The following is a 22,835-nucleotide window of genomic DNA, read 5'->3' on the forward strand; positions in this document are numbered from 1 at the left end:
GGGGCGCGGGGAACTGCGCGACCAGCCACGGACGGCCCGCAGACGAATAACCGCGTCCGGCGGAGCCTAACGGCTGACCGCCGTCAAGATCTCCGGCAGCCGCCGAGCCGTGCGCGGCGCCGCCACCCGCAGCCCGGTGTACGCGACGAGCACCCCGTACACCGCCCCCAGCGGCAGCACCAGCCACAGCGCGCCGTGCCGGTCCGAGACGTGCAGCCAGATCGTCAGGGCGATCAGCGGCGCGCAGAGCAGCCCGCTGGTGAGCATCCCGCCGGTGATCGCCAGGAACGCGATGCCGCCCTGGCCCGGCGCCACGTTCTTGCGGCTGTCCTGCGGGATCGAGTACGCGAAGGTCGCCGAGGCGACCGCGCCCGTGGCCAGCATCGCGCCGAGCAGCCCGAGCGAGAGCCCCAACGCCTGCGGGAACGCCGCCCAGTTGCCGACCAGCGAGGCGGTGACCACCGCGACCAGGACGGTGTACGGGGCCGTCACCAGCGCGATCGCGCAGGCGCGGGCGCGCAGCTCCAGGAAGGCGTCCCGGGGCGTGGAGATCGTCTGGACGACCATCCAGAACGCCGAGGTGTCCTGCCCGAACTGGTTGTACAGCTGGGCGCCCAGCATGAACGCGCCGAACGAGGCGAAGTACACCGTGCCGTTGCCCTGGAGGGCGTTGACGACCGGGACGATCAGACCGATGGCGAGCGAAGTGATCCACGCCGCCTTGGTCTTGGGGTCGCGCCAGGCGTACCGCAGGGTGCGCAGCATGACGGTGCCGGTGCGGCCCTCGGGCAGCAGCCCGGAAAGGCCCGGCCGGTCCGCCTGCTTGCGGGCCGTGTCGGCGGGCCGCAGCGTCGAGCCGTCCGGGCTGGTCATCAGCCGTACCAGCGAGCGCTGCCAGGCGTACAGCAGGGCCGCCAGCGCCACGGCGGTGAGCAGGAGTTGCAGGGCCGCCCGCCCGTACGCACCCTCGCTCGCCGCGTCGACGGCGCCGATCGCGGCGGCGGGCGGCAGCCAGCGGACCACGTTCCCGGCCGGGTCGAGCGCGGACAGGCCGCCCGAGTCGCCGAGCTTCTGCACCCCGAAGTTGACGAACTGGAAGCCGATGGCGATCACCAGGCCGCTGAGCACGGCGAGGTCGCGGCCCTTGCGGGAGGTCAGCAGCCGGGTGTTGGCGGTCGCCACGGTCCGCGCGAGCGCCACGCACACCAGGATCGTCAGCGGTACGGCGAGCACCGCGACGGCGGCCGCCGCCGCGCCGTGGGCCACCGCGAGCGCCGAGCCGAGCACCAGGCAGAGCGTGAAGAGGGGCCCGATGCCGACCAGGGAGGCGGCGAGCAGCGCCACGATCAGCGAGCGCGGCCGCAGCGGCAGCATCACCAGCCGGGTCGCGTCCAGGGTCTCGTCGCCGCTCGGGAAGAACAGCGGCATCACCGTCCAGGCGAGCGCCAGGACGCCGGTGACCAGGACGGCCACGGTGGCCGCGTGGGCGTCGCCGCGCAGCGCCAGCAGGCCGAGGAGCTGGAGGGCGGCGAAGAGCAGCGCGAGGACGGCCGAGGTGATGTAGGCGGCCTTGCGCCCGCCGGACTGCAGCAGCCCGTTCTTGAGCAGCGACAGCTTCAGCCGTACGAAGAGCGGGGTGAGTGCGGGCGCGCCCGGGGTCGCGGGGGCCTTCGGGGCCGTGGTGCTCATCGGGCCGCACCGCCGCCGAGCCAGTCGAGGGTGTCGCCGGTGTCGCGGCCGTGGGCGCCCACGAGTTCGAGGAAGGCGTTCTGCAGGGAGCTCGCGCTGCCCCGGACCTCGGCGAGCGTGCCCTGTGCGCGGATGCGCCCGGCGGCCATCACCGCGACCCAGTCGCACAGCGACTCGACGAGCTCCATGACGTGGCTGGAGAAGACGACGGTCGCGCCGGAGGCGGTGTAGCGCTCCAGGACGCGCCGGATCGTGGCGGCGGAGACCGGGTCGACGCCCTCGAACGGCTCGTCCAGGAACAGCACTTCGGGGTTGTGCAGCAGCGCCGCCGCGAGCCCGATCTTCTTGCGCATGCCGGTCGAGTAGTCCACGACGAGCTTGTGCTGGGAGCCCGCCAGGTCCAGCACGTCCAGGAGCTGGGTGGCCCGCTTGTCGACCTCGGCGCCGGGCAGCCCGCGCAGCCGGCCGGTGTAGCCGAGCAGTTCGCGCCCCGTCAGGCGCTCGAAGAGCCGCAGGCCCTCCGGCAGCACGCCGATCCGGGACTTCACGGCGACCGGGTCGCGCCACACGTCGTGGCCGCCGATCTCGACGGTGCCGCGGTCGGGGCGGAGCAGGCCGGTCACCATCGACAGGGTGGTGGTCTTGCCCGCCCCGTTCGGCCCGACCAGGCCGATGAACTTGCCCGCCGGAAGCTCCAGATCGATCCCGGCGACGGCGATCTGGTCGCCGAAGCGCTTCCACAGGTCGCTGACCCGGACGGCGGGCGGCAGGTCCCGCACCCCGCCCGCGGTGTCCGGACCTGTGGCCTCCGGTTCCGCCGGGTCGGTGCCGCCGTCGAATGTCTGGTCCGGCATGGTGGTGCGCCTTTCGTCCCCGTACGTACGTCTGTACGTCTACGGGGACACCCTACGAGCGGCGCGCCCGGGCGGCGGCGGCCTCGCGTCCGCAGGCGTACGCGAGGGGGCTGATGAGCTCCTCGGCGTCGGGCAGCCAGCGGTTGGCGGGGGTGGGGCGGCGGGCCCACTGCACCGCGCCGTGGCCGCCGATGCGGGTGGGCGGGGCCGCCACGTAGTCCCCCTCGCCTCGGGTGATCAGGTCGATCGAGGCGGCCGTCCAGCCCAGTTTGCGCACCAGGTCGGGGACCTTCGCGCCGGCGCCGGGCAGCACGAAGAACAGCATCCGGCGGTCCGGGGTGCAGGTGACCGGGCCGAGCGTGAGCTCCATGCGCTCCATCCGGGCGAGCGCCAGGAAGCCGGCCGACTCCGGGACGTCGATCGCGTCGAAGGTGCGGCCGGTGGGCAGCAGGATCGAGGACTTCGGCTGTTTCGACCACAGGCGGCGGGCCGCGACCGCGCTCCCCGTGGCCTGGGTCGCCCAGTCCGGCCGGGACGGGTGCGCCCCCGGCGACGGGCAGGCGGCGTCGCCGCACGAGCAGTGCTCCACGCCCTCGGCCGCCTCCAGCCAGGTGCCGGGGAACACGTCCCAGTGCCGCTCTTCCGCGTACCGCACCGCGCTGTCGAGGAGCTGGTCGCCGCGCTGCTTGGGGATCTGTGCGGCTTCCGTGCCTGTGATGGTCTCTTCCACGCAGAACTCAACTCCCGGCATCACCGCGGGTTACGGGCGCGCGGCGGGCGGGGCAGGAGCATCGATCCTGCATCCGGGGCGCATGGGTGCATGGACGGGGGCGCGCGTGCGGCCGCGCCTCTCGTTGCGGGTAGCCACAAGCGGGGGGCTCCGGGGAAACAGGCACCGCGCCCGTTCGTCCGACGTCAGTTCCAGACCGCCGACTTCACCCACGACCGGTATTCATCCGATTTACGGCGCATTCTCTGTTTCCCGCGCTTTCTTTCGGTTCCTTCGCTTCCTTCGCATTCTCTGCCTTTTCGCAGGGCAGTGATCACAGGAGTGATCAACTGCCGCATCAGGGGGTTCACATGGCAGCCAGGCCTCTAGTCGCCCGCCAGCCCAATGAACGGCTGCAGGCGCTCATCCAGGAAGCCGGGTGCTCCAACGCGGGTCTCGCCCGGCGCGTCAACATGGTCGGCGCCGAACGCGGGCTCGACCTTCGGTACGACAAGACATCGGTGGCGCGCTGGCTCCGCGGCCAGCAGCCCAGGGGACGGGCGCCGGGCATCATCGCGGAGGCGCTGGGGCGCAAGCTCGGGCGCACCGTGACGATCGACGAGATCGGCATGGCGAACGGCAAGAACCTGGCGTCGGGGGTGGGGCTGCAGTTCTCGCCCACCGTCCTCGGCGCGATCGAGCAGGTCTGCGAGCTGTGGCGCAGCGACGTGGGCCGCCGCGACTTCCTGACCGGCTCGACGGTGGCCGCCTCGGCCCTTGTCGAGCCGAGCCGCGACTGGCTGATCACCGGCGCGGACGCGCAGGTCGCGCGGAACGCCGGGCAGCGGGTCGGGGTCGCGGACGTCGACGCGGTGCGGGCGATGACGGACGCGCTGGTGGAGCTCGACCACCGGTTCGGGTCGGGGCACGTGCGGCCCGTCGTCGTCCACTACCTCAACAGCGTGGTGTCCGGGCTGCTCGCGGGCTCGTACCGGGAGACGGTCGGGCGCCAGCTGTTCGCGGCGGTGGCGCGGCTGACGGAGCTGGCGGGCTACATGGCCGTCGACACCGGCCAGCCGGGCCTGGCCCAGCGCTACTACATCCAGGCGCTGCGGCTCGCCCAGGCGGCGGGGGACCGGGGCTACGGGGGGTACGTGCTGGCCGCCTCCATGAGCCACCTCGCGGCCCAGCTGGGCAACCCGCGCGAGATCGCGCAGCTCGCGCGCGCGGCGCAGGAGGGGTCGCGGGGCCGGGTCACGCCTCGGGCCGAGGCGATGTTCTTCGCGGCGGAGGCGCGGGGGCACGCGCTGCTCGGGGACGCGCGTACGTGCCAGACGGTGGCGGGGCGGGCCCTCGCCGCGATGGAGGCGGCGTCCGCGGACTCCGGTGACGACCCGTCGTGGATCGCGCACTTCGACCACGCGTACCTGTCGGACGAACTCGCCCACTGCCACCGGGATCTGGGGCAGCCCGAGGCGGCGGCCCGGCGGGCCGAGGAGTCGCTGGCGGGCCATCCCGAGACGCGGGCGCGGCGCCGGGCGATCGGGCTGATCCTGCTGGCCACGGCGCAGGTGCAGCAGCGGGAGGTGGAGCTGGCGTGCGCCACCGGTACGCGGGCGGTGGACCTGCTGTCCACGCTGCGCACCAACCGCGGCGCGGACTATCTCGACGACCTCCAGCAGCGCCTGGAGCCGTACGCGGACGAGCCGTCGGTACGGGAGTTCGGAGCGCGCCTGGAGGTCCAGGCGGCGTAAGCCCCCACCCGCCCCTTCCCTAAACCCTCCGGGGGTGGGCGGGGGCGGAGGTGGCTCTCCCGGGGTATTCGTTCGTCCGCGGGCCGTCACCAGCCCCCACCGTGTCGCAGACGAACGGGGGTCTGGGGGCCGGCCCCCAGATGGGGTTACGCGAAGACCACCGTGCGGCGGCCGTTCAGCAGGATCCGGTGCTCCGCGTGCCACTTCACCGCCCGCGCCAGCGCCTGGCACTCCACGTCGCGGCCGATCGCCACCAGCTGGTCGGGGGTGACCTCGTGGCCCACCCGTTCGACCTCCTGCTCGATGATCGGGCCCTCGTCGAGGTCCGCCGTGACGTAGTGCGCCGTCGCGCCGATCAGCTTCACGCCCCGGGCGTGCGCCTGGTGGTACGGCTTCGCGCCCTTGAAGCTCGGCAGGAACGAGTGGTGGATGTTGATGATCCGGCCGCTGAGCTGCTTGCAGAGGTCGTCGGAGAGGACCTGCATATAGCGGGCGAGGACGACCAGTTCGACGCGCTCCTGCTCCACGAGCGTGAGCAGCTCCGCCTCCGCCTCCGCCTTCGTCTCCTTCGTCACCGGGATGTGGCGGAAGGGGATGTTGTACGAGGACACGAGCTCGGCGAAGTCTGTGTGGTTCGAGACCACCGCCGCGATCTCCACCGGCAGCGCGCCGATCTTCGAGCGGAAGAGCAGGTCGTTGAGGCAGTGCCCGAACTTCGACACCATCAGCACGATCCGCATGCGCTCGTCCGCGCGGTGGATCTGCCAGTCCATCTGGAAGGAGTCGCCGACCGCCGCGAAGCTGGCGCGGAGCTTCTCCACCGTCACCGGCGCCTCGGCCGAGAAGTGGACCCGCATGAAGAAGAGACCCGAGTCGCGGTCTCCGAACTGCTGACTGTCCTCGATATTGCAGCCGGTGATGAAGAGATAGCTCGACACGGCGTGCACGATGCCCTGTTTGTCCGGGCAGGAGAGCGTGAGGACGTACTGGTCAGTCATCCAGGCAGGATGCCACAAGCGACGGGACCCGCCGGGCACCGCTCAGGATGCGGACCCCTACGCCGAGCGCGTCAGGATGCGCAGGACCTCCAGGGAGCGCGGCTGCGCGTCCGGGTCGTCCCCGTCGTTCGCCGCCAGCCGTACGTGCGCCTCGCGCGCCGCCCGTACCGCCTCCGGCCACCCGTGGTGGGCCAGGAACGCCGACACCGGGGCGTCCGCGCCGACCTGGTGCATGATCCGCAGCACCCGCAGCACCGCCACGTCGACGAGCGCGGCCTCGCCGGAGTCGCGGAAGACCGTGCCCACGTACTTCTCGGCCGACCAGTTGTCCAGCCAGGTGTCCTCCACCAGCCGGTACACGGCGTCGGTGATGTCCCCGTACCCCTCCCGCCCGGTCAGCCACACCTCCTGCTGGAAGGCGTCGTCGGAGAGCATGTGCAGCGCGGACCGCACGTTCGCGCGCCAGCGCCACCAGGGCATGTCATTCAACGGCATGCCGCCCATGGTGGAGGAGCGACGGCCGCGACGGGAAGAGCTGGCTGAACCTTGCTGCACGCGTTCGATCGTACGTTCACCATCTCCCGGGCCCCAGGCGCCCCCGTAATTCACCCGCGCGTCACCCAGTGTTGGGGATTGCTCACTCTGGCGTTACCCATGAGGCGGAATTGTGCAGGGACATGACCGGATGGCGCAGCTCCTCCTCCCCCCGCCCCTTCCACTCCGTGGCGACCGCGCTGGTCGCCGTGTGTACGGCGGTCGGAGCCTCGCTGGTGACCGGCTGCGGCGTGATCCCTGGAACCACGGGGGGTTCCAGGGAACCCGTCACCGTGATGACCTGGGCGCCCGACAGCACCCGCGCGACCAACATGCCCGGAATGCCGTCCATGGCGCAGGCGTACGCGCGCTGGGTCAACGCGAACGGCGGCATCGACGGACACAAGCTCCAGGTCCTCACCTGCAACGAGCACAACACCGCCACCGGCGCCGCCGAGTGCGCCCGCCGCGCGGTCAAGGAGCACGCGGTCGCCGTCGTCGGCTCCTACAGCCAGCACGGCCGCGCCTTCATGGCCCCCCTGGAGGCCGCCGGGATCCCGTACATAGGCGGGTACGGCGTCTCCGACGAGGAGTTCAGCAGTGCGCTCTCCTACCCCGTCAACGGCGGCCAGGCCACGCTGCTCGCCGGCACCGGCAAGCAGCTCGCGGTGTGGTGCGAGAAGGTCGCGCTCGTACGGCCGGACACCGTCTCCGGCGACATCATGCCCTTACTCCTCAACTCCGGCCTGACCACCGGCCACCGCAAGCCGTCCGCCGACATCCGTACGACCGAGGACGCGGGCGACTACACCCCGCAGGCCCAGGAGGCGCTCGTACGGGCCGGGGCGGATCCGGAACTGCCCGGGAAGATCGGCAAGAAAGCGGCGGCGGAACGGGCGCGCAAGGGGTGCGTCACCGCGGTCCTCGGGGCCCGCACCGAGACGTTCTTCGACTCGTTCCGGCGCGTCGAGGACGACGGCCAGAAGGTGCAGATCGCCTCGGTGCTCGGCTCGGTCGGGCAGCCGCTGATCGACCGCACGGGCGGCGCGGACGGCCCGTTCGAGGGCGCGTACATCACCGGCTGGTACCCGGAGGCGAGCGACGCGCGCTGGGGGCCGATGCGGCAGGTCATCCGGGAGCAGGCGTTCCGGGACGACACCATCGACGCGGCGGACGCGGGCGTGCAGACGACCTGGATCGCGTACACCGTCCTGAAGAAGGTCGTCGAGTCGCTGGACAAGAACGGCGTGGCCGCGCACGACCTCATCCGCGCGCTCAACAAGGGCGTCAGCGTGGAGACGGGCGGGCTGACGCCGACGCTGCGGTGGAAGTTCGAGGACATGCTGGCGGCGCCGGACTTCCCCCGGATCGTCAACCGCGACGTGACGTTCCAGGTGGTGAAGGCCGGGCGGCTCACGGCGGCGCGGCGCGGCTTCACGGACGTGAGCACGACGCTGGAGGACGCGTCGGCACTGGGCTGACGCGCCCTTCCCGTAAGGGCGTTACGGGTCAGAGCTGGGTGGAGGACCGCTTCGTCAGGCCGTACTTGCCCGCGATGGCGTTCCACAGCCCCGCCGCCTGCTTCTTGGCGAGGGTCGCCGCGCCGCTGTCGCGGTCGCCCTGGTTGGCGTCGGCCGTACGGCGGGCGTGGCCGCGCTTGCAGCCCTTGTCCTTGCCGGACTGGTCGGCCCAGGCGGCGTAGTGGTTGTCGGCGGACGCGGACGCCTGCCACGCCTTGGTGAGCTCGGCGGTGAGCTTGGCGTTGTTCGGCAGCTTGTCGACGGCGACCTTCTGGAGCCGGGTGACCAGCTCGCCGCGCTGGCGGGCCGCGTCGCGCAGGGTCGTGGCGGCGGCGTCCAGCTTGTCGCAGCCGCGGATGTCGGCGACCGCGCCGATCACGGCGTCCCGGCTGTTGTTGCTGTCGGCGAGCAGCTTGTCGAGCTCGACGGCCTGCGCCTTGGCGGGGTCGGCTTCGGCCTTGGCGTCACCGCCGCCGGTGGTCGGGGTGGTCGCGGCGATGGGCGCGTTGTCGTCCTTCTTCTCGCCGCCGTCCCCGCCGGTGCCGCTGATCAGATACCCGGCGCCGAGCCCGACGACGGCGAGGCCGACGCCGACGGCGGCGATCAGACCGAGGCGGGAGCGGCGCGGGGGCTCGTCGTCGTACGAGTCGTACGGGGCGGCCGCGTACTGCTGGGGCTGGGGCGGCTGCTGGGGCTGCACCTGGACCTGGACCGGCGGGGCCGGGGCGAACCGGGGCAACTGCTGGTTCTCACCGGGGCGCTGGCCCTGCGGCGGCCCGTCGGTACGGAAGAGGCTGTCGAACTCGGCGGGCGGCTGCCGCTCCTCGGGGGCGCCCGGGCGTATGCCGTACGGCGCGTCCGGGACCGGCGGCAGGTACTGGGTGGCCTCGGCGCCGCCGTTGGCCTCCGGGGGGAGGGCGCCCGGGGGTGCCGGGGGTACGGGGGCGAGGAACTGGGTGGCGTCCGATGTGCCGGGGACGGGCGCGATGTACTGGGTGGCGTCGGAGGCGCCGGGGACGGGCGCGATGTACTGGGTCGCGTCCGAGGCGCCCGCCGCCGGTGCGCTCAGGTACTGCGTCTCCTCGGCGCCGGTGCCGTCCGCCGGGACGGGGGCGATGTACTGGGTGGCGTCGCCGCTCTCGGGGGGCAGGGGCTGAGCCCAGGCGTCCTGCTGGGGCGGGCCCCAGGGCTGCCCCCAGGGCTGGGCGCCGGGTGGGCCCGGGGGCAGGGGGGCGGATCCGTCGGCGGGCAGCACGACGCCCTCGTGTGCGGGCCGTACAGCGGGCAGCTGCGGCTCGTCACCCTGTCGGCTCTGCGTCACCGGGACTCCTACGCGTGGGACTACGGAATCGTCGAGCCACGCTACCGGGTCCCTGGGGCGAGGTGCCACGCCCACGGGTTTGAGCCCCCACCCCACCCCTTCCCGAAACCCTCCGGGGGAGAGGGGGAGGAGGGCGGTTTCCCGGGGGCTGCGCCCCCGGACCCCCTGTCTGTCTGCGGACCGTGCTGGGTTGCTCGCGCAGTTCCCCGCGCCCCTAGGTGGTTAGGGGCGCGGGGAACTGCGCGACAAGCCACACACGGCCTGCAGGCGAACGGAGCGGGGTGCAGGGGCCGCAGGCCCCGCCCGGGGGTCCGGGGGCGTAGCCCCCGGAAGAACACCCTCACCCCTCCCCCACCCCCGGAGGGTTTAGGGAAGGGGTGGGGTGGGACCTACAACCTGCTCAGTGACGCCGTCGCCAGTAGTACGTCCCTGATCGCCTCGCGGTCGCCGAGGCGGCCCGCCGCCGCGTCCTCCGGCGGCACGTGGCCCGCCGCCAGGCGGCAGAACTCGACGCCGTCCAGGGCGATGTGGGCCACCTCGTGGTCGGGGGACCCGACGGCGGCGGGCGAGTCGAGCGCGATGTGCCAGACGCCGCCTCCCGCGCCCTCGATCTCCAGACGGAGGGAGCGGCCGGGGGCGCCCGCCGCCACCAGATGCCGCGGCGGCGCCGCAAGACCCGCACGACGCCGAGCCGCCAGCGCATCCGGCAGGATCCGCGCCGCCAGGTCGATCATCCGGTGCAGATGCGCCCCGGACGGCGCCTCGTACGGGTAGTCCACCGCGTCCGCGATGTCCCCCGCGTGGATCCAGCACTCGAAGGCCCGGTCCAGGAGCGCGTCCTGGAGCGGGAGCGCGAAGTCGCCGTAGGGCACGGCCAGTTCGGCCGCGCCCCGGCCCGCGAACGACACCGTACGGATCAGCGTGTGCGTCTGCTCGCGCCACGGCTCCCGTACCGCCCGCGTCAGCGGAAAGCGCGTCGAGGTCCAGAAGGCCTCGGTGCGGGCCGTCGGACCGGACGGCAGGCCCGCGCCCGCCGGGTCGTCCAGACCCAGCGCCGCCGCCACCAGGCCGTCCACCGCCATGAGGTGGCCGATCACGCCCGCCACCGTCGTCTTGCGGTTCACCTGCTGCTCCCGCTCGAACCACTTCAGCCGCACCGGCGCGTGCCACTCCGCGTCGCCGAAGTCGTTGAGCAGCGCGTCGAGCCGGGCGGCCTCCGCGTCGTACGCGGACGCCCAGTCCGGCACCGGGATGCGCGCCGGGCGCCGGCCCAGGCAGTTCTCCAGGACCCGGGACCGCAGCAGCGGGTCCAGGTCGAGGCTGCGGTCGGTGTGCAGCAGCCCCACCGCGTCCCGCAGCCGCAGCGCTTCGTCCGCGCAGGGCGCGCACTCGGTGAGGTGTGCCTCCACGGCCTCGGTCTCCTCCGCCGAGCACGCGGTCAGCGCCCACGCCCCGAGCAGTGATTTCAGTATGGCGTGCGAGCGGACCACAGGTTGCGCCACCAGCTCCGGCGGCGGCAGGCGCTCGATGTCGTCCGCCGCCCGGCGCGGCGGCGGTATGCGCGGCGTGCCGTTCTCGTCGTCGGGAAGCGGCCCCTGCTCGGCGGGCCCGTTCACAGCGCACGTCCGTAACCGGGCGGCGAGGACCCCTCCGGCGGGCGGGTGTTCGCCGTGGACAGCAGCTGGAGCCCGAGCCGCAGCCGGCGCCGGGCCTCGTCCTCGCTGATGGAGAGGTCGGCGGCGGCCTGCCGGTAGTCGCGGCGCTGGTGGTACGCCAGCTCCAGGGCCTGCCGCAGCGGCGCGGGCATCGACGTCACGATGTAGTCGGCGCGGGCGGCCGCGGTGGCCCGCCGCACCTTCGCCTCCAGCTCCTCGGTGGAGCCGCCGCCGTGCTCCGCGTACTGCGCCGCCTCGGCCTGGCGCAGCCGCAGCACGGCCTGGCGCTGGGTGAGCTTGGCGACCCAGGAGCGCATGGAGCCCTGCTTGGGGTCGTACGCGTCCGGGTTCTCCCACACGTAACCGAACACCTCGCGGGTGATCTGGTCGGCGGCGGAGTCCTCGCCGAGCACGCGGTGGGCCAGGCTGTGCACCAGCGAGGCGAACCGGTCGTACAGCTCACCGAGTGCGGCCGCCTCGCCGCGCGCCAGGCGCTGCTGCATCCTGCGGTCCCAGCGAGGTGGTGCGTCCTTCGCCATGCGGCTCCCCAACCGTCTACGCGTGTACCGTCGTGCGTGCTTTGTGCCTTTTGTCCGCACCCCTGTGTACTCGTGTCTCCTCGAATGTAGTGCGCGCGGCCGAGAACGAGCGCTCCTTTGCGGCAAGTGCGCCCCCGAAACGGCAGGTCGTGGTAGGGGCGAAGTGGTTTCGCGCGCCGCGGTCCGGGAAGGCGCCGGGGACGGGCGGGGGGCCGACGGCACAGAGAGGTACCGGACGCGTGAGGCTGATCGTGAACGAGGCCGAGCAGGGCGGATGGGCCGTGGTGCGCGTCCGCGGAGAACTGGACCTGGTGACGGCGCCGCAGGTCAGGCGGGTGGTCCACGACGCGGTGGCGGCGGGTCGGCGCGATCTGGTGCTCGATCTGTCCGGGGTGCTGTTCTGCGACTCCAGCGGCGTGGGCGTCCTGATCGCCACCCGCCGCCTGATCCGCTCCTGCCGGGGCAGGCTCCGCCTGATCCTCCCGGCCCGGGGCGCGGTCGAGGGCTCCCATGTGAACCGGGTGCTGGCGGCGCTGGGGGTACGGCGGCTGTTCGACGTGTACGGGGACGTGGACGCGGCGGCGGGGGAGGAGGAGCAACCACTCTCCGCCTGAGCGCTCCGCTGGGGTGCGGTGACTTTTGCCTGCGGACCGTGCTGGGTTGCTCGCGCAGTTCCCCGCGCCCCTTAGATGCCGCTGCGCGGCAATCCCCTGGGCGCCCCGGAGGGGCGCTTCAAGGGGCGCGGGGAACTGCGCGACCAGCCCCCACCGGCCCGCAGCCAAGCACTCAGCCCCCACCACCCCCGAACCTCTCCCGCAACCGGTACTTCAGTACCTTCCGCAACGTCTCGTTGCGCGGCAAAGCCTCCACCACCTCCAGCCGCTCCGGCAGCTTGTGCACGGACAGCCCCCGCTCCCGCAGATAGGAGGTGACCTCGGCCAAGGTCAACTCACCAACACCCCGCGGCTGCTCGACCACCGCGCAGACCAACTCACCCCGCTCCACGTCCGGCAGCCCGACCACCGCCACGTCCCCGACGCCCGGATGCGCGGCCAGCAGATCCTCGATCTCCTTCGCCGAGATGTTCTCGCCCTTGCGGATGATCACGTCCTTGAGCCGCCCGGTGAGCACCAGATGCCCGCTCGGTTTCACGAACCCCAGATCGCCCGTGCGCAGGAACCCCTCCGCGTCGAAGGCCTCGGCGGTCTGCGCGGGGTCCAGATACCCCTGGCACACGGCCTCCCCCCGCAGCCGCACCTCGCCGTCGACGATCCGTATCTCCATGCCCTCCGGCGGCCGCCCCTCCGTCGTCGCCAGGTTCTCCTCCGTGTCGTCCGGCGAGCCCATCGTGATCATCGGGACCTCGGTCATGCCGTAGCCGTGGGTGAGCTGGACGCCCATGTCCCGTACGACGGCGCGGTAGACCTCCGGCGGCTTGGGCGCCCCGCCGCCCGCGAGCAGCCGCAGCGAGGGGATGACCTTCTCGCCCGGCCGCTTGCGCTGCTCGGCCAGGAACATCGAGTAGAACGCCGTCGACCCGCCCGCCACCGTCACCCCGTGCTTGCGGTACGCCTCCAGCGCGTCCGGCAGCGCGAACTGCTCGAACATCACCGCCGGGAAGCCGTACAGGAGCAGCATCACCGTGTAGTCGGGCCCGGCGATGTGGGCGTACGGGAACGCCATCGAGCCCACGTCGTCCGCCGACAGGTGCAGCGCGTGCGCCAGGCACGAGCCGCCCGCGATCAGTGAGCGGTCGGTGTGCAGCACGCCCTTGGGGTCGGAGGTGGTGCCCGAGGTCCAGTAGATCCAGCGGACGGTGGTGCCGTCGGCGGGCGGGGGCGGCAGGACGGCCGGGTCGCCGTCCGGGAGCGTCTCGTACGCCTCGAAGACGCCGCGCGCGCCGAGCCGGGCCGCCATATCGCCGTGGTCGAACCCGCGCCAGAGCCCGGGCACCGCGAAGAACTCCGCCCCCGACTCCCGCAGCGCGAAGCCCACTTCGCGGTCCCGGTAGAAGGGGATGACGGGCGATTGGACGGCCCCCAGTCGGGCCAGGGCGAACGAGAGGAGCGCGGTCTCGATCCGGGTCGGCAGCTGCCAGGCGACCACCGTGCCGGGCCGTACGCCCATGCCGTACAGGCCCGCCGCCACCCGCTCGGCGCGGTCGCGCAGCTCGCCGAAGCTCAGGGCGCGGTCGTCCTGGAGCAGGACGGGCCGGTCGGGGGTGAGGGCGGCGCGGCGGGCGACCAGTTCCCAGAGGGTGCGCGAGGCGCCCAGTGCGTGTGCGGTGTCGTTCACTTCGACTCCCGGTGACCGCGTAACTGACGACTAGTCAGATCGTGGGCAGAGCGTAGGGCGCACCGCCTTGTCGGTCCAGGGGTGCGGGGCTAGCCTGATTTCTGACGGGTCATCAGATATGTAGCCGGGTGGAGGCCTCGTATGACCGAACTGCCGCGCATCGTCAGCGTCGACGACCATGTGATCGAGCCCGCGCACCTCTTCGAGACCTGGCTCCCCGGCAAGTACCGCGACAAGGGGCCGAAGCCCTTCACCGCCGGGATCGGGGACCTGGCGTACGTCGGCGGGAAGTACCGGTTCACCACGGATCCGGCGGGCCAGGTCACGGACTGGTGGGAGTACGAGGGCCTGCTCTTCCCGTACAAGCGGATCATCGCCGCCGTCGGCTTCTCCCGGGACGAGATGACGCTGGACGGCATCACGCGGGAGGAGATGCGGCAGGGGTGCTGGGACCCGAAGGCGCGGCTCGCCGACATGGACCTCAACCACGTCGAGGCCAGCCTCTGCTTCCCGACCTTTCCCCGGTTCTGCGGGCAGACGTTCGCGGAGGCGCAGGACAAGGAGGTCGCGCTCGCGTGTGTGCGCGCCTACAACGACTGGATGGTGGAGGAGTGGTGCGGGGACAGCGGGGGGCGGCTGATCCCGCTCTGCCTGATCCCGCTGTGGGACATCGACCTCGCCGTCGCCGAGATCCGGCGCAACGCCGCACGCGGGGTACGGGCCGTGACGTTCTCCGAGATCCCCACCTATCTGGGGCTGCCCTCGATCCACTCCGGCTACTGGGACCCGTTCTTCGCGGTCTGCGAGGAGACGGGCACGGTCGTCAACATGCACATCGGGAGCAGCAGCCAGATGCCCGCCGCATCCCCGGACGCCCCGCCCGCCGTCCAGGCGTCGCTGTCCTTCAACAACGCCATGGCGTCGATGATGGACTTCCTCTTCTCCGGCGTCCTGGTGAAGTTCCCGCGCCTCAAACTCGCGTACTCCGAAGGGCAGATGGGCTGGATCCCGTACGCCCTGGAGCGCGCCGACGACGTGTGGGAGGAGCACCGCGCCTGGGGCGGGGTCCGCGACCTGATCCCCGAGCCGCCCTCCTCGTACTACTACCGGCAGATCTTCTGCTGCTTCTTCCGCGACAAGCACGGCATCGCGTCGATCGAGACCGTGGGCGTCGACAACGCCACCTTCGAGACCGACTACCCCCACGTCGACTCGACCTGGCCGCACACCAAGGAGGTCGCCCTCGACCACGTCAAGGGCCTCGACGACGAGACGGTGTACAAGCTGATGCGGGGCAACGCGATCCGCATGCTGGGCCTGGACCTCGACCGCTGATGGACCTCTCGTACACGCCCGAGGAGGAGGAGTTCCGGGCACGCCTCAGGGAGTGGCTGGCGGCCGTGCTGCCGGGGCTGCCGCCGAAGCCGGACCCGCTGGACTGGCCGGGGCGGCGCGCGTACGACACCGGCTGGCAGCGGAGGCTGTACGACGCCGGGTACGCGCGCGTGCACTGGGGCGCGTCCGCCACCCTGCGGCTGATCTTCCTGGAGGAGACCGAGCGCGCCGGGGCGCCCTATGTCGGCGCGAACTTCGTGGGGCTGCTGCACGCGGGCCCCACCATCGCGGCCGAGGGCACCGAGGAGCAGCGCGCGCGGTGGCTGGAGCCGGTGCTGCGCGGGGACGAGGTGTGGTGCCAGGGGTTCAGCGAGCCCGACGCGGGCTCGGACCTGGCGGCGCTGCGGACCCGGGCGGTGCGCGACGGGGACGCGTACGTGGTGAGCGGCTCCAAGATCTGGACCTCGCACGCGGAGGTCGCCGACTGGTGCGAACTGCTGGTGCGCACCGACCCGGACGCGCCCAAGCACCGGGGCATCACCTGGCTGGCGATGCCCATGGACGCGCCCGGCATCACGGTCCGGCCGCTGCGCACGCTCGCCGGGTCGGACGAGTTCGCCCAGCTCTTCCTCGACGAGGTGCGGATCCCGGTCGGCCACCGGGTCGGCGCCGAGAACGACGGCTGGCGCGTGACCATGGTGACGCTGTCGTACGAGCGCGGCACGGCCTTCGTCGGCGAGGTGGTCGCGTGCCGCCGCGTCCTGGTGGAGATCGCCCGCGCGGCCCACAAGAACGGCACCTGGGACGACCCCGTGATCCGGCGCCGACTGGGGTGCCTGCACGCCGAGTTCACCGCTCTGTGGCGACTGATCCAGTGGAACGTGAGCGAATCCGAGCGATCCGGCGGACCGCCCGGGGTCGGCGGCTCGGTGTTCAAGCTCCGCTACTCGCACGCCCGCCAGGAGCTGTACGACGCGGCCGCCGCCGTCCTCGGCCCCGACGCCCTCGACCTCGGCCGCGAGTGGACCCTGGACCGGCTCTCCTCGCTCGCGTACACCATCGCCGCCGGCACCTCGCAGATCCAGAGGAACATCGTCGCCGAGCGGATCCTCGGCCTGCCGAAGGGCCGCTGATGGACTTCCAACTCACGGATGACCAAAGGGCCTTGAAGGCGGGCGTACGGGAGCTGCTCGCCCGGCGCTTCGACTCCGCGGCGCTGCGGGCCGCCGCCGACGGGGGAGGGCTCGACCGGGGCCTGTGGCGGGCGCTCGGCGAGGCCGGGTTCTTCGCGCTGCGGCTGCCGGAGGAGGCGGGCGGGGTGGGGCTCGGGCTGCCCGAGGCGGTGCTGCTCTTCGAGGAGGCCGGGCGGGCGCTGCTCCCCGGCCCGCTGATCGCCACGCAGCTGGCGGCGGGCCTGGTCGAGGGGGCGGCCGAGGGCGACACGGTGGTGACCGCGCCCGACGGGGGCCTGGTGGAGTGGCTGGCGGAGGCCGACGTCGTACGGGGAGACGTCACCGGCGCCCAGCCGATCCGCTCGGCCGACCCGCTCACCCCCCTGCACCGCCTCCCGGCCGGCGGGGACGGGGGCCCGTCGGAACGGGCGCTGCTGACCGCCGCCGAGCAGCTGGGCAGCGCGGGCCGCACCACGGAGACGGCGGTCCAATACGCCCGCGAACGCGAGCAGTTCGGGCAGCCCATCGGCGCCTTCCAGGCGGTCAAGCACCTGTGCGCGCGGATGCTGGTCCGCACGGAGGTGGCCCGCGCCGCCGTGTACGCGGCGGCCGTGACCGGGGACCCGGTGGAGATCGCGGGCGCCAAGCTGCTGGCCGACGAGGCGGCGGTGCGGTGCGCCCGGGACTGCCTCCAGGTGCACGGCGGGATGGGCTTCACCTGGGAGGCGGAGGTCCATCTGCACCTGAAGCGGGCGTGGCTGCGGCGCGAGCGGTGGCCGGCGACGGCCCGGGCACAGGAGCTCCAGGCGGCGGCGCTGGAGGAGGCGATGTGATGCGTGCTCGGCGGGGCGGCCCGCAGTCTGACGAGGCGTTGGCCGGAGCGTGATGAAACGTCACCGAGCGTCGATACCGGGTTGTGTCCTAAGCCGGACTCGTCACGCGCCGGAGTCGGGGCCGCCCTCCGGTACCCTCCGTGGGGTGCGATCCCCCAGGCATCCTGCGCGCCCTTGTTCGACCCCCCGCAATGTGCGTCGCACAGTATGCACCACGCGTACTCCTTCGCGCTGGAATATGCCTGAAGCGCTTGTTGCGGTGACTGTACGTCAACCATGCTGTCTCGTAAGGAAATCACGTTCCGTGAGCTTGTCGAGGCGCGAGGCGATGTGTCCGCCGGTTCGGATGGTGTGAGCGGTGCAGGTGCTTCAGGTTCAGTTGGAGGTCGGAGCCGACCCCGCCGAGGTGGGGCGCGCTCGCAGATGGGCCCGCTCGCGGCTGGCCGGGTCCGGGATACGGCTGGACGAGCCGCTCGCCGAGACGCTGATCCTGCTGATCTCGGAGCTCGTCACCAACGCGGTGGTGCACACCGGCTGCCCCGCCGTGCTGCGGATGCTGTTCGGCCCCGTCGGCGGACCGGCCGACGGCGGTACGGTCCGGGTCGAGGTGGCCGACACCAGCGCGTGCGCCCCCAAGCCGCGCCACGCGGACGGCGACGACACCAACGGCCGGGGCCTTGAGCTGGTCGACGGCCTCGCCGACCGCTGGGGCTGGCAGGCCGAGGGCGCGGGCAAGTCGATCTGGTGCGAGGTGGACCGGTGCTGCGACGGGGGCGCGCCGGAGCGCACCGGCGGGGCGTATGAGCCGGGCGCGTATGAGCCGTCGTGCGCTGTCACAAATAGGGCGTAAGCGGCAAAGCTTTCACTAGGTGTTGACGCGTCGTGTCGGCCTGATCACCCTTGGATGAGCGATTCGTCGCGAGGGGACGCCGAGGGCGCGGACTGGCCCTTGGTCCGTCCTGGGCCGGTCCTGGCTCTCCTCGGCGAGTGCGGGTCGTGGCTCGGCGTGAGCTCAGGGCAAGGCTCCTTCAGGGCATGGGGAGCAGGGCGAGCACGCCGGAGCCGGGTGGCGGCCGCCGTGCCGTGCTCGGGGTGCGCATGACGCGCCGCCACCCGTGGATATGTGTCCGGGTCGCCCCCTAGAGCACGGCGACCGGCGCGACCGGCGTCCCCGTGGCGCCCACGAACGGCTCGGGCATCGCCGACAGCCAGAACGCGTACCGCCGCTCTTCCGCACAGGCTGTGGACAACTCTTCGAGATTCCAGTTCTGGCCCTGCAGCATCCCCATCTCCACCAGGTCGAGCGCGTGCACCGGCAGCCACAGGTTCTCGACCTCCGGCGGGAAGATCTCGAAGGTGAGGGTGTCGTTGGCGACGGCCGCGACATCGCGCGCGTGGAACCACTCGGGCGTACGGAGCGAGAGGCCCGGCGAGGGGAACCCGTACCCGTGCTTGTCGCCGCCCAGGCACAGCTGGATCTGCCCGGTGCGTACGAGGACGATGTCGCCCGCGCGTACGGTGACGCCGCCCAGCTCCTCGGCCGCCGCCAGGTCCTCGGGGGTGACCGCGTGGCCGCCGGGCAGCCGGTCCACGCCGTGGGCGCGGGCCACGTCCAGCAGGACGCCGCGCGAGACGACGTGGCGGGGCTTGTCGATCCCGCTGAACTCGGCGCCGCCGTGGGCGGTGATGGTGGTGGCCGGGCGGCCGTTGTAGATGCGGCCGGAGTGCGAGACGTGGGTCAGCGCGTCCCAGTGGGTGGCGGCCTGGAGCCCGAACGTCACGGCGTCGTCGCTGGTGGCGACCGTGCCCGGGCCGAAGATCTCCTGGTTGATCTGCACCATGGTGTGCAGGGGGTTGACCCGGCCGGGGATCAGGCCGGTCTGGACGCCGTTCTGCTCCAGGGGGAGCGCGAGGGGGATGCGGCGGCCGGTGCGGACGGTGGTGGCGGCCTCGCGTACGACGTCGTCGGTGATCAGGTTGAGCGTGCCGATCTCGTCGTCCGGGCCCCAACGACCCCAGTTGTTCACGCGTTTGGCGATGTCGTGGAACTCGGGGGGCATGGTGGAGGTCGTCGGCTCGGCTGGCATCTGGGGCCTCCCAGGGGCTTGTCTTCTCCGGTTCACCGGGCCATAAAATCTAACGGTCCGTCAGAAACCGCGGGAAGGGGCCGGGCGTGGGGAACTTCTTGGCAGGCAAAGTGGTCGCCGTGACCGGTGCGGGGCGCGGCATCGGCCGCGCGGTGGCGCTCGCGGCGGCGGCCCAGGGCGCGAAGGTCGTCGTCAACGACTACGGCGTCTCGATCGAGGGCGCCTCGCCCAGCAGCGAGATCGCGGACGCGGTGGTCAAGGAGATCGAGGCGGCGGGCGGCGAGGCGGTGGCGGTCGCCGACGACATCTCCACGATGGCGGGCGGCCAGCGGATCGTCGACACCGCGCTCACCCGGTGGGGCCGGGTGGACGGGGTGGTGTGCGTGGCGGGGATCCTGCGCGAGCGCATGCTCTTCAACATGACGGAGGAGGAGTGGGACCCGGTGGTCGCCACGCACCTCAAGGGCACGTTCACGGTGTTCCGGGCGGCCTCTGCCGTGATGCGGAAGCAGGGCGCGGGGACGCTGATCGGTTTCACCAGCGGGAACCATCAGGGGAGTGTGGCGCAGGCGAACTACAGCGCGGCGAAGGGGGGTGTGATCTCGCTGGTCCGCAGTGCGGCGCTGGGGCTGCACAAGTACGGCGTCACGGCGAACGCGGTCGCCCCCGTCGCCCGTACCCGGATGTCGGCCAACGTCCCTCTCGAACTCAAGGAGATCGGCGAGCCGGAGGATGTGGCGGCGTTCGTGGTGTACCTGCTGAGTGAGCGGGCCCGTGCGGCGGGGATCACCGGACAGGTGTACACCGTGGCCGGGCCCAAGATCGCGGTGTGGGCGCAGCCGCGGGAGCTGCGGGCGGGGTATGTGGCGGAGGGGGCGTGGACGCCGGAGCGGATCGCGGAGTTCCTGCCGGGGGGTGTGGGGGTGGATCCCATGCCGCTGCTGGAGCGGGTGGGGGAGATGGAGCGGGCGGCGAGCTCTGACGCGCGCCCGAACGCGGCCCCCACCCCGCCCCTTCCCTAAACCCTCCGGGGGCGGGTGGGGGTTGAGGTGGCTCTCCCGGGGACTGCGCCCCCGGACCCCGTTGCGGGGCCTGCGGCCCCTGCACCCCGCTTCGTTCGTCCGCGGGCCGTGGTGGGTTGCTCGCGCAGTTCCCCGCGCCCCTGAGATGCGCCCCTTCGGGGCGCCCAGGGGATTGCCGCGGAGCGGCATTTTCAGGGGCGCGGGGAACTGCGCGACCAGCCCCCACCGGCTCGCAGTCGACGAACCAGCCGCCCGGCCCAGGGCTTTAGGGAAGGGGCGGGGTGGGGGACAGGCACCACGCGACCAGAGAGGCACCGCAATGGACTTCACCTTCCCCCCGGAAGACGACACCTTCCGCCACCACGCCCGCGCCTGGCTCGACGCCCACCCGCCTGACCGGTCGGGGCGCGACTGGGAGCGGACGCTCGGCGAGGGCGGGTGGATCGGGCTCGGGTGGGGGGACACGCCGTACGGGAACCGGCACGCCACCCTCACCCAGCAGATCGTCTGGGCCGAGGAGTACGCCCGGACACAGAACACCCCACCCCGCCCCGGCCACATCGGCGAAAACCTCCTCGCCCCCACCCTCCTCACCCACGGCACCCCCGCCCAGAAGGCCCGCTTCCTCCCCGGCATCGCCCGCGGCGAGACGATCTGGTGCCAGGGGTACAGCGAACCCGGCGCCGGGTCCGACCTCGCCGCCGTCCGTACGAAAGCCACCCGCGACCCGGCCACCGGCACGTACCGCCTCACCGGCCAGAAGATCTGGACCTCGCACGCCCACGAAGCCGACTGGTGCTTCGTGCTCGCCCGTACCGAACCCGGCTCGCAGCGCCACCACGGGCTCTCCCTCCTCCTCGTCCCCATGGACCAGCCCGACGGCAGGGTCGAGGTGCGGCCGATCCGGCAGCTGACGGGGACGAGCGAGTTCAACGAGGTCTTCTTCGACGGCGCCCGCGCCCACCCCGACCACCTCGTCGGCGGCGAGGGCAACGGCTGGCGCGTCGCCATGGACCTCCTCGCCGTCGAACGCGGAGTCTCCACCCTGGTCCAGCAGATCGGGTTCGAAGCCGAGTTGGAGGAAGTGATCCGGCGGTCGAGCGAAGCCGACCCCCTCCTCCGCGACCGCCTCGTCCGTCAATGGGCCGAGCTCCGCACCATGCGCTGGAACGCGCTGCGCACCCTCGGCGGCCGCGGCGACGACCCCGCCGCCCCCAGCGTCGCCAAGCTCCTCTGGGGCGGCTGGCACCAGCGGCTCGGTGAGCTCGCCATGGCCGTACGGGGCGCGGCCGGCACGGTCGGGCCCTACGACTGGAGCGAGGAGCGGCCGTACGAACTCGACCCGCTCCAGCGGCTGTTCCTCTTCTCGCGGGCCGACACCGTCTACGGCGGCTCCGACGAGATCCAGCGCACCATCATCGCCGAGCGCGTGCTCGGCCTGCCGAAGGAGGCACGGGGTCAGTGAGAGGTGTTCTGTTCGACGGTACGCACGCGCAGGTGGTCGACGACCTGGAGGTACGCGACCCGGGGCCCGGCGAGGTCCAGGTGGCGATCGCCGCCGCCGGGCTCTGCCACTCCGACCTGTCCGTCATCGACGGGACGATCCCCTTCCCCGTGCCCGTGGTGCTCGGCCACGAGGGCGCGGGCGTCGTCGAGGCGGTCGGGGCGGGCGTCACCCATGTCGCCCCCGGCGACCACGTGGCGCTCTCCACCCTCGCCAACTGCGGGGCCTGCGCCGACTGCGACCGGGGGCGGCCCACCATGTGCCGCAAGGCGATCGGACGGCCCGGGCGGCCGTTCTCGCGCGACGGCGCCCCCGTCCACCAGTTCGCCTCCAACTCCGCCTTCGCCGAACGTACGGTGGTCAAGGCCGTCCAGGCCGTCAGGATTCCCCCCGATCTGCCGCTCGCCTCCGCCGCCCTCATCGGGTGCGCCGTCCTCACCGGCGTGGGCGCCGTGCTGAACCGGGCCCGCGTCGACCGCGGCGACACCGTCGTCGTCATCGGCACCGGCGGCATCGGCCTCAACGTCCTTCAGGGCGCCCGGATCGCGGGCGCGCGGACGGTCGTCGCCGTCGACACCAACCCGGCGAAGGAGGCCGCCGCCCGGCGGTTCGGCGCCACCCACTTCCTGGCGTCGGCGGACGGCGTACGGGAGGTCCTGGCGACCGGCGCCGACCACGTCTTCGAGTGTGTGGGCCACGTCGGGCTCGTCCGCCAGGCCGTCGACCTGCTCGACCGGCACGGCCAGGCGATCCTGCTCGGGATGCCCGCGCCGACCGCCGAGGCGACGTTCGCGCCCGCCGCGATGTTCCTGGACAAGTCCATCCTCGGCTGCCGGTACGGGAGTTCGCGGCCCCAGCACGACATCCCCCGGTACGCCGAGCTGTACCGCACCGGCGCCCTGCTCCTCGACGAGCTGGTGACGGAGACGTACCCCGTCGAGGACTTCGCCAAGGCGGTCGAGGACGCGCGGCAGGGGAGGGTGGCACGCGGTGTGCTGACCTTCTGAGGGCGGG

20 protein-coding genes are annotated in these 22,835 nt (G+C 72.7%); 10 read left to right on the top strand and 10 right to left on the bottom strand.

Annotated elements, in window-relative coordinates:
• Positions 1 to 66: 66 nt before the first annotated feature.
• The 3 genes from QIY60_RS15385 to QIY60_RS15395 are packed head-to-tail and all read right to left on the bottom strand — an operon-like array spanning position 67 to position 3,273.
• Positions 67 to 1,689, bottom strand: coding sequence for a transporter (locus tag QIY60_RS15385; RefSeq protein WP_283142956.1), 1,623 nt, complete (start codon positions 1,687 to 1,689; stop codon positions 67 to 69).
• Positions 1,686 to 2,543, bottom strand: a complete 858-nt coding sequence (locus QIY60_RS15390) for an ABC transporter ATP-binding protein (protein ID WP_283142957.1) — start codon at positions 2,541 to 2,543, stop codon at positions 1,686 to 1,688. Before QIY60_RS15390 ends, QIY60_RS15385 begins: the two co-directional genes overlap by 4 nt.
• A gap of 52 nt (positions 2,544 to 2,595) precedes the next feature.
• Positions 2,596 to 3,273 (bottom strand): bifunctional DNA primase/polymerase, encoded by a 678-nt coding sequence (locus QIY60_RS15395; RefSeq protein WP_229848010.1) that lies wholly within the window; start codon positions 3,271 to 3,273, stop codon positions 2,596 to 2,598.
• Positions 3,274 to 3,623: 350 nt separating this feature from the next.
• Here QIY60_RS15395 and QIY60_RS15400 point away from each other — a divergent pair, with 350 nt between their 5' ends.
• Positions 3,624 to 5,006, top strand: a complete 1,383-nt coding sequence (locus QIY60_RS15400; protein ID WP_283142958.1) for a transcriptional regulator — start codon at positions 3,624 to 3,626, stop codon at positions 5,004 to 5,006.
• 146 nt (positions 5,007 to 5,152) lie between these two features.
• Here the strand turns inward: QIY60_RS15400 and purU are convergent, their stop codons facing one another.
• Together purU and QIY60_RS15410 are read right to left on the bottom strand one after the other, a co-directional pair.
• Positions 5,153 to 6,004: a formyltetrahydrofolate deformylase gene (gene purU, locus QIY60_RS15405; RefSeq protein ID WP_283142959.1), complete on the bottom strand. Its 852-nt coding sequence runs from the start codon at positions 6,002 to 6,004 to the stop codon at positions 5,153 to 5,155.
• A 57-nt stretch (positions 6,005 to 6,061) separates the two neighbouring features.
• Positions 6,062 to 6,508, bottom strand: a complete 447-nt coding sequence (locus tag QIY60_RS15410) for a hypothetical protein (RefSeq protein WP_283145940.1) — start codon at positions 6,506 to 6,508, stop codon at positions 6,062 to 6,064.
• 173 nt (positions 6,509 to 6,681) lie between these two features.
• On the opposite strand from QIY60_RS15410, the gene QIY60_RS15415 reads away from it, so the two are divergent.
• A complete protein-coding gene (locus QIY60_RS15415; RefSeq protein ID WP_283142960.1) occupies positions 6,682 to 8,019 on the top strand; it encodes an ABC transporter substrate-binding protein in 1,338 nt (445 codons plus the stop codon).
• Between the two features lie 28 nt (positions 8,020 to 8,047).
• On the opposite strand, the gene QIY60_RS15420 is transcribed toward QIY60_RS15415, so the two are convergent.
• The 3 genes from QIY60_RS15420 to QIY60_RS15430 form a co-directional block, all read right to left on the bottom strand.
• On the bottom strand, positions 8,048 to 9,379 hold the full coding sequence (locus QIY60_RS15420) for a hypothetical protein (RefSeq protein WP_283142961.1): 1,332 nt from the start codon (positions 9,377 to 9,379) through the stop codon (positions 8,048 to 8,050).
• A gap of 389 nt (positions 9,380 to 9,768) precedes the next feature.
• Positions 9,769 to 10,995 (bottom strand): zf-HC2 domain-containing protein, encoded by a 1,227-nt coding sequence (locus QIY60_RS15425; protein ID WP_283142962.1) that lies wholly within the window; start codon positions 10,993 to 10,995, stop codon positions 9,769 to 9,771.
• The gene (locus QIY60_RS15430; protein ID WP_283142963.1) at positions 10,992 to 11,573 is read right to left on the bottom strand and encodes a sigma factor; all 582 of its coding nucleotides are present in this window, start codon (positions 11,571 to 11,573) and stop codon (positions 10,992 to 10,994) included. Before QIY60_RS15430 ends, QIY60_RS15425 begins: the two co-directional genes overlap by 4 nt.
• Positions 11,574 to 11,812: 239 nt before the next feature.
• Between QIY60_RS15430 and QIY60_RS15435 the strand changes: the two genes are divergently transcribed.
• Positions 11,813 to 12,187 carry an STAS domain-containing protein gene (locus QIY60_RS15435; protein ID WP_283142964.1) on the top strand — a complete coding sequence of 125 codons (375 nt, stop codon included), beginning with the start codon at positions 11,813 to 11,815 and terminating at the stop codon, positions 12,185 to 12,187.
• A gap of 172 nt (positions 12,188 to 12,359) precedes the next feature.
• Here the strand turns inward: QIY60_RS15435 and QIY60_RS15440 are convergent, their stop codons facing one another.
• Complete coding sequence (locus tag QIY60_RS15440) at positions 12,360 to 13,868, bottom strand: AMP-binding protein (RefSeq protein WP_283142965.1); 1,509 nt, start codon at positions 13,866 to 13,868, stop codon at positions 12,360 to 12,362.
• Between the two features lie 141 nt (positions 13,869 to 14,009).
• Here QIY60_RS15440 and QIY60_RS15445 point away from each other — a divergent pair, with 141 nt between their 5' ends.
• The 4 genes from QIY60_RS15445 (at position 14,010) to QIY60_RS15460 (ending at position 18,058) form a co-directional block, all read left to right on the top strand.
• Complete coding sequence (locus QIY60_RS15445) at positions 14,010 to 15,203, top strand: amidohydrolase family protein (RefSeq protein WP_283142966.1); 1,194 nt, start codon at positions 14,010 to 14,012, stop codon at positions 15,201 to 15,203.
• Complete coding sequence (locus tag QIY60_RS15450; protein ID WP_283142967.1) at positions 15,203 to 16,336, top strand: acyl-CoA dehydrogenase family protein; 1,134 nt, start codon at positions 15,203 to 15,205, stop codon at positions 16,334 to 16,336. Before QIY60_RS15445 ends, QIY60_RS15450 begins: the two co-directional genes overlap by 1 nt.
• Positions 16,336 to 17,208, top strand: coding sequence for an acyl-CoA dehydrogenase family protein (locus QIY60_RS15455; protein WP_283142968.1), 873 nt, complete (start codon positions 16,336 to 16,338; stop codon positions 17,206 to 17,208). The genes QIY60_RS15450 and QIY60_RS15455 overlap by 1 nt, the downstream gene beginning before the upstream one ends.
• Positions 17,209 to 17,566: 358 nt before the next feature.
• Positions 17,567 to 18,058, top strand: a complete 492-nt coding sequence (locus tag QIY60_RS15460; protein ID WP_283142969.1) for an ATP-binding protein — start codon at positions 17,567 to 17,569, stop codon at positions 18,056 to 18,058.
• 289 nt (positions 18,059 to 18,347) lie between these two features.
• Here the strand turns inward: QIY60_RS15460 and QIY60_RS15465 are convergent, their stop codons facing one another.
• Complete coding sequence (locus QIY60_RS15465; RefSeq protein WP_283142970.1) at positions 18,348 to 19,295, bottom strand: cyclase family protein; 948 nt, start codon at positions 19,293 to 19,295, stop codon at positions 18,348 to 18,350.
• 86 nt (positions 19,296 to 19,381) lie between these two features.
• Here QIY60_RS15465 and QIY60_RS15470 point away from each other — a divergent pair, with 86 nt between their 5' ends.
• The 3 genes from QIY60_RS15470 (at position 19,382) to QIY60_RS15480 (ending at position 22,828) form a co-directional block, all read left to right on the top strand.
• Positions 19,382 to 20,317, top strand: coding sequence for an SDR family oxidoreductase (locus QIY60_RS15470; RefSeq protein ID WP_283142971.1), 936 nt, complete (start codon positions 19,382 to 19,384; stop codon positions 20,315 to 20,317).
• 319 nt (positions 20,318 to 20,636) lie between these two features.
• Positions 20,637 to 21,782: an acyl-CoA dehydrogenase family protein gene (locus QIY60_RS15475; protein WP_283142972.1), complete on the top strand. Its 1,146-nt coding sequence runs from the start codon at positions 20,637 to 20,639 to the stop codon at positions 21,780 to 21,782.
• Positions 21,779 to 22,828, top strand: a complete 1,050-nt coding sequence (locus QIY60_RS15480) for a Zn-dependent alcohol dehydrogenase (protein ID WP_283142973.1) — start codon at positions 21,779 to 21,781, stop codon at positions 22,826 to 22,828. The genes QIY60_RS15475 and QIY60_RS15480 overlap by 4 nt, the downstream gene beginning before the upstream one ends.
• Positions 22,829 to 22,835: the final 7 nt, after the last annotated feature.

The organism is Streptomyces sp. BPTC-684, from assembly GCF_030028635.1.
Lineage (GTDB): Bacteria > Actinomycetota > Actinomycetes > Streptomycetales > Streptomycetaceae > Streptomyces > Streptomyces noboritoensis.